At 68.1% G+C, this 2,471-nt stretch carries 2 protein-coding genes and 1 pseudogene; all 3 read right to left on the bottom strand.

Translation table 11 applies throughout. The features are described 5' to 3' along the window. Positions 1-1,072 (bottom strand): annotated as a pseudogene (locus EZM81_RS17860) (hypothetical protein); the annotation flags it as partial. Positions 1,073-1,104: 32 nt separating this feature from the next. Next, positions 1,105-1,539, bottom strand: coding sequence for an NlpC/P60 family protein (locus tag EZM81_RS17855; RefSeq protein ID WP_136646718.1), 435 nt, complete (start codon positions 1,537-1,539; stop codon positions 1,105-1,107). Further along, positions 1,536-2,420 carry a DUF2163 domain-containing protein gene (locus EZM81_RS17850; protein WP_136646717.1) on the bottom strand — a complete coding sequence of 295 codons (885 nt, stop codon included), beginning with the start codon at positions 2,418-2,420 and terminating at the stop codon, positions 1,536-1,538. The genes EZM81_RS17855 and EZM81_RS17850 overlap by 4 nt, the downstream gene beginning before the upstream one ends. Positions 2,421-2,471 lie beyond the last annotated feature (51 nt).

Below are 2,471 nucleotides of genomic sequence, written 5' to 3'. Positions count from 1 at the left end.
GCACCACCGCGAAATCCGCAGGCGTGCCGCCATAGACCGGGCGATCCTCGACATCACGGCTGACCAGATGCGCATTCGCTCGCGCCACGCCGTTGACCGTCCAGACCTTCGGGCTGGTGACCTTGGTCGCAACCTCGACGCCAGGCTTGATCGTGCAGTTGCCCGCGCGCAGGTCATTGCCGAACCAGGCGACGACAAGGCTGACGCTCTCGACGGCTGGGGCCATGGCCTGCAGCCGGTCCAGCGCCACGACGACGTCGGTCTCGTCGGGCAGCGCGTTCAGGTTCTCGGCCGAGGTGGTGCCGCCGATGGTCTGGCCGAAGACTGTCGTCGTCGCACCCACGGTCTTGCGGACAGCTTCGGTCGCATAGGTGAACTCGCCCGAGGCGGGGATCATCGTCACCGCCTTGACCAGCCCCTCGGCGGTGTCAGGGTCTGCCAAGGGCCGGAACACCTCGAAGGATAGTTGCGGCAGGCGGTTGCCGTAGGTGGCGAGCGGCAGTTCCTCGAAGACGACGTAGGCGGTGCCGCGATATGCCGGGGTGCTGGCCGCCCCCATCTTGGCGGCGATGAACGGGTCAGGCGTCTGGGTCTCGTTCCCCGGATACCAGCGCCAGGTGATGCCGGTCATGTCGAGCGGCTTGCCATCGGCCCAGATGCGGCCGATGCCGGTGATCGGGCCTTCGCAGAGCGCAACCGCGAAGCTGGCGTAGTAGAGGTATTCCGCCGTCCGGACCTTGCCTCCCCCGCCACCCTTGCCGCCGCCTTGGGTGGTGGTCTTCATCTCCTCGCGGAAATCCGTGGCCCAGATGATGTTGCCGCCGATGCGCATGCGGCCGTAGAGGCGTGGGATGATCGCGCCTTCAGTGGCCGAGGTGATGCGCAAGCTGTCGAGGCGCTGGCCCTCGATCTTCTGCGCCGGGGCCAGCGATGACACGATCCAGCTGTCCACCACCGAACCGATGGTCGAGCCGATGAAGCCACCGATGGCAGCGCCAGAGAAGCCGAGGATCGCGCCGCCAAAGGCACCGCCGATGGCGGAACCGACGGCACCGAGGACGAGCGTGGCCATGACGAAATCTCAGCGTTCGAAGGGTTGGGGAGTCAGCGTGCAGGAAAGAGGAAGGCGAAGGCGATGCGCCGCCGCCATGTCGGTGTCAGCGGTTCCTCGATCACGCCCAGCCGCTCATAGGCGTGAAGGAAGGTGCCGGGTCCGGTCAGGATGCCGACATGCTTGGCGATGGCGCGTGGCATCATACGGAACAGGATCAACGCGCCGGGCGCGGCCTCGGATGGGGCGAGTTCCGGCATCATCCGTCGCGCCCCTTCGGCCAGCACCTCGCACGGCCCAGTCTCGCCCCAATCCCGGCTGTAGGGCGGAATCGGAAAAGGCTCCGGCCCGACGACCTCGCGCCAGACCCCGCGCGCGAGGCCGAGGCAATCACAGCCGACCCCGCGCAGGCTGGCCTGATCGTGATAGGGTGTGCCGAGCCAGGACCGGGCAGCGGAGATGACGCGGGCAGGATCGGCGGCCTTCACAGCACAGCCCCCTCGTGGCCGCCATCTTTGGTGGCGTAGCGGAGAACGGCATCCTGGCCGGGGATATGCGGGAATCCCCGGAAGTTTGCAACATTGGTGAACTTCGTCCCGCAGGTTGCGATCCGCTTGTCGCAGCCCGCCCGGACCACGAAAGCATCCGTCGCCGTGATCGGCCGCACCGGGGCTTCCAGCAGGGTCAGGATCGCCAACCCGTCGACGAGGTCGTGCGAAAGCACCTCGACCCGCCGCCCCGCACTCGCGCCGGTCGACCATTCGACCAGGCCGAAGGCGAACCACCCCGCCGCGAAGGCACTGAGGCCGGAAGCGGTGAAGGCCCGGTCGCGGAGCATATCGATCACGGCGCCGGTCCCCTTGAAGGCCGGAGTCTCGAGGTTCACGCCGCAGCGCGCATCGCCCAAGGCCGCGTCGCACGTAGCCTGAAACGTCCGCCCCACGGTCTGGCCGAGGATATGGGCCAACGATCGGACCTCCGCCACGAAGGCGAGCCGCCCGCGCCGAATCTGGCCGATGGCCCCGCGACGCAACAGCACGCGCTGCGCCGGGCTGGCCCAGTTCACCCGCCAGACCTCGACCGCCGCGTTGTCCCAGCGGCCGTCGAGGATGTCGGTCTCGGTGATGCGGTCCGACGACAGCACGCCTTGCGCGTCCTGCGCGTCCACGGACAGGTCGGACCCCGACCGGACCTCGGAGGCTGTCAGCCCGCTTTCCGGCTCGAACTCGGTGCCGTCGAAGGTGAGCGTCCGGTCGTGATCGGTGAAGCCGAAGGTCACGCCATCGGCCCGGGTGATCCGCCAGCACCAGGCCAGCGTCGTCGTGCCTTCGTCCAGATGCGCCTGCAGCGCAGGGTTCAGGGACTTCATGTGCGGATCTCCAAGAGCGGGATCGAGGTGATCGACCCGAGGCGTTCGAGG

The organism is Tabrizicola sp. YIM 78059 (genome assembly GCF_004959785.1).
Lineage (GTDB): Bacteria > Pseudomonadota > Alphaproteobacteria > Rhodobacterales > Rhodobacteraceae > Tabrizicola > Tabrizicola caldifontis.
The sequence above is the reverse complement of the archived record's forward strand: the minus strand, read 5'-3'. Positions and strand labels throughout refer to the sequence as shown.

What these genes read in the sequence shown, in the direction of transcription:
- EZM81_RS17850 (WP_136646717.1), bottom strand. Translation starts at nt 2,420, where the DNA reads ATGAAGTCCCTGAACCCTGCGCTGCAGGCGCATCTGGACGAAGGCACG.